General features: G+C 40.3%; 5 protein-coding genes. 3 read left to right on the forward strand and 2 right to left on the reverse strand.

Features of this window, described 5'->3' with window-relative positions; genetic code table 11:
* Nucleotides 1-108: 108 nt before the first annotated feature.
* Nucleotides 109-546, reverse strand: a complete 438-nt coding sequence (locus V7L07_RS09480) for a glycosyltransferase (RefSeq protein WP_335057165.1) — start codon at nt 544-546, stop codon at nt 109-111.
* A 119-nt stretch (nt 547-665) separates the two neighbouring features.
* Nucleotides 666-1,436 carry a response regulator transcription factor RpaB gene (gene rpaB / locus V7L07_RS09485; RefSeq protein ID WP_335057167.1) on the reverse strand — a complete coding sequence of 257 codons (771 nt, stop codon included), beginning with the start codon at nt 1,434-1,436 and terminating at the stop codon, nt 666-668.
* A 298-nt stretch (nt 1,437-1,734) separates the two neighbouring features.
* On the opposite strand from rpaB, the gene V7L07_RS09490 reads away from it, so the two are divergent.
* From V7L07_RS09490 to V7L07_RS09500, 3 genes are all read left to right on the forward strand, one after another.
* Nucleotides 1,735-2,031: a hypothetical protein gene (locus V7L07_RS09490; protein WP_292877248.1), complete on the forward strand. Its 297-nt coding sequence runs from the start codon at nt 1,735-1,737 to the stop codon at nt 2,029-2,031.
* Between the two features lie 112 nt (nt 2,032-2,143).
* The gene (locus V7L07_RS09495) at nt 2,144-3,121 is read left to right on the forward strand and encodes an aromatic ring-hydroxylating dioxygenase subunit alpha (RefSeq protein WP_335057171.1); all 978 of its coding nucleotides are present in this window, start codon (nt 2,144-2,146) and stop codon (nt 3,119-3,121) included.
* 241 nt (nt 3,122-3,362) lie between these two features.
* Nucleotides 3,363-3,533, forward strand: a complete 171-nt coding sequence (locus V7L07_RS09500; protein ID WP_335057173.1) for a hypothetical protein — start codon at nt 3,363-3,365, stop codon at nt 3,531-3,533.
* The last annotated feature ends 187 nt before the right edge of the window (nt 3,534-3,720 follow it).

Here is a 3,720-nt window from a genome sequence, read left to right on the forward strand (position 1 = left end):
AGGGAAATTACAGTACACAACGTATAAGATTTAACTCTAACTCTTCCCCTTAATTGTTTGTTACATAGTTATAAATTTTCTCCACGACTTACTTATTCAATTTAGAATTTAGATAGGTGCGTTAATTAACTGCGAACTGCGAATTGCGAATTGCGAATTGGCTTGATATCCAAAGGTAGCTAATGGCGTATAGATAATTACCTCACTTCCAACACACGCACTCCAAGCTGATTCTAACTGTTGAAGTAAAAGCTTATCTCCTTCTTCTTTTTTCAACTTTTCTCCCGCAATCAATCGCTGCCCTTGTTTCGATTGCAGAAACTCTTCCATATTGCCAGCGATCGCTGCAAACTTTAAATCGAACTTCCTCACAAATGGCTCAAAGTTCTCATGGGTTGCTACGGTTACTTCATGCCCCGCACGTTTCAAGCCAATAGCCAAAGCGCAGTATGGTTGCAAATCTCCTCTTGAACCTACTGTTAAGATCGTAATCTTCAGTTTCCGGCTTGGTGCTATAGGTAGACTTTGGCTCAAATGCTTTTTCAAAAATGAAAACTCCAGTATCCAAAAATTGTACTAATTTCCTGTACCTATCTATCAAGACACTACAATTAAGACAAAGAACTTCATCAACCTCAAACAACTGACATTTGGCGGTTTCGTGATTAATGCTCTAGTTGAGGAATTCGTTGAAAAAAGTAACCACTTCCTCTTGCAGTGAGTATATATTCTGGATTTTCCAGATCATCTTCTAACTTCGAGCGCAAACGTGAGATATGCACATCCACCACACGAGTATCTGCATGTTGTTCTGCACTATAACCCCACACTTGCTGCAATATTTCTCCACGAGTGAAAGATTTGCCGGGATAGCTCATCAATAACTCTAGTAAGCTGTACTCTACACCCGTTAATGTAATCCGCTCACCTGCTTTGTAGACTTGTCGCTTATTGGTATCAATTTTGAGATTGTTTACAACCATTACTCCCAAATTATAAATAGCAGCAGTAGTTGTTCTATCGTTTCTTCGTCGCAGCAACGAGCGAATTCTTGCCTCTAATTCCTTGGGTGAGAAAGGTTTCGTCATGTAGTCATCAGCACCTAGTTCTAGCCCAGTGATCCGATCTGCTACATCTCCCAAGGCTGTAAGCATAATGATTGGCACATCTGATTGTTTCCGTATTTCTTGACAGACACCGTAACCATCCAGCTTTGGCATCATCACATCCAGAACGATTAAGTCGGGAGTTTCTTTACGAAAGGCTAATAAAGCTTCTTCACCATCAGAAGCTTGGACTACATTGTAGCCAATCATCTCAAGACGCGTCTGTAAAATTCGGCGAATGCTGGCTTCGTCATCTACTACTAAGATTGTGCCTTTTTCACCTGATAAGTTTCTCAACGCTGTTCCTAATGAGCGAGAACTCTCAACCATCTATTATCTGTTTATTAGGAGTCAAAAGCGCAAAACAATCTTGAAGTACAGTCATGAGGAAAAAAGCGATGCCTGCGGCGAGCTACGCCTACGCTTAATACTTGCATCTGTGCAACAGATTATGCTGGGACATCTACCCAAAAACAGATTTGTACACAATTAATAAATTCTTCTGCAAGGGACTCGTATTTTCCATCGATTTGGTGTACCTTGTTAATTCCGTGCAAATTATTTATACCTAACTTCTCCCAAATTTACTCAGACAACTTTTTTGCCAATGCCTTCAAGGGAACAGCCAATGAAAACTTCTAATGATACAGATACTAAGAAGATCATCAAAAAATCCGACAAGCTTACTCTGAAACAGATGAAGTTGATCGAAGAAGCAGAAGACCAACTTCTTCTTGAAGCTAATACTGACAATTCTACTGCCCCTGTGGTTGAGGTTGAGGAGAAACCAGTAGCGATTTCAGAGCCTAGAGTTCCCGACTATATTCCATTGCTTGACAATCCTCCAGTACAATCTGTGGGCAATTCCGGCTGGCAAGTGTCTGATGTCTGGCGAGATATTCGGGTAGATGATTTTTGTAGTTGATGGTAGCGAAAAGCAAGCGCCCAGAGTACCAGATCGCTTCAAAAATCAAGTTCAAGTTTCATGTTCACTCTGATTAAGATATAGGTATTTGACCTCAAGGGTGTCGATACTCATGGTGCAAGACCAGATTTTGCTGAATGATTGGCATGTAATAGCCCGCTCGCAAGACCTCCAACCTGGAACAGTTCTGCACAAGCGTTTATTAGGCTTAGATTTAGTACTTTGGCATAATGGCGACAAAGTTCTAGCTTGGCAAGACCTTTGCCCTCATCGTGGCGCTCGTCTTTCTTTGGGATATGTCAATAAACAGACCCTTGTTTGTTCATACCACGGTTTAGCCTTTAACAGCGAAGGTCAATGTATACTAGCTCCAGCTAATCCAGACCAATCGCCTCCCGCACGAGCTTGTGTTAAAACTTACCAACTTCTTGAGCGTTACGATTTGCTCTGGGTTTGTTTAGGAACACCAAAACAAGATATAGCTCCATTTTCTGAGTGGGACGATCCGGTTTATCGCAAAATTTTCTGTGGCCCCTACCACTATCACTCTAGCCCCCTGCGGACGCTGGAAAATTTTATCGATCCGGCACACTTCCCAATTATGCATTCGGGATTATTCGCCCACGCTAGTCGTCCTGAGTTGACGCATTATGAATTAGAGTCTCTTGGAGATCAGATTAGTTTCAAATGTGGTTTGTGGGAACTAGATTTTAGTTCGGCTAATCCGAAAGAAGCGCCAATGATTTTCAACACTTACCATTACCGTATCTTCCGTCCGCTAGTGGCATACTTTAAACTTGGACCTGGAGAGCATCGTCTAAATGTCTTCTATACAATTACGCCAGTCGATGAAGATGAGTGCGTGACCCAATATTGGTTAATGGTAAACAGCGCCCGTGAAATTCCAGTTGAAGTCTATCTAAATATTCAAAATCTTGTTGCTAGTCAAGATATTGCCATTGTCAATTCCCAGCAACCCCGACGCTTACCTTTAAATTTGCAAGCAGAAGTACATTTACCGAGCGATCGCTATTCTATTGCATACCGTCAGTGGCTCAAACAACAGGGTATTACTTTCGGCACCATTTAGAACTTTGTTATTATCCTGTACCAGTGCTGATAATAATTTATACCTAATTCTTTAATATTCTATAAGAAAGTTGCTTAACTACGTATTGTAAGCATAAAATTATACTTGCAATACTGAGCTATCTAGAAAAGTAGTTTTTATCGTAGATTATGTCGGATAAAAGATAAGGGTTACTTATTTTGTGTTGTAGTCTTGTATTACTATGTAATCTAAACCATAATGTGAGCAACTTGCTTGCTTTATGATTTCAAACTGGGTTGCTCAAGTTATGCGCCCCAAAGTGAAGACAGTGAATCTAAAGAGTGGAAATACCTCTGATGAAGAATCTGATTTCTTTTTCGACAGAGCGATCGCTTTTGTATCCGCCCATATCAAAATCCTATTCTTTCATGGTTTATTGTCATTAAAATAAAGTTATTGAAAATAGAATCTGCTGCTAAACTCTTGCTATTTCTAGCTTTCACGGCTTAAAAGGAAAATTTAAGTTGCTTGATATCCTGCCTGACCCGGATTTCTCACAAACTCAGAAAAAACCGGAGCGTAAAACTGATAAAATGTATACATAGCAAGCATTTCAGCAGTTTTAACCGATGAATCGA

This window comes from Nostoc sp., assembly GCF_036916985.1.
Lineage (GTDB): Bacteria > Cyanobacteriota > Cyanobacteriia > Cyanobacteriales > Nostocaceae > Nostoc.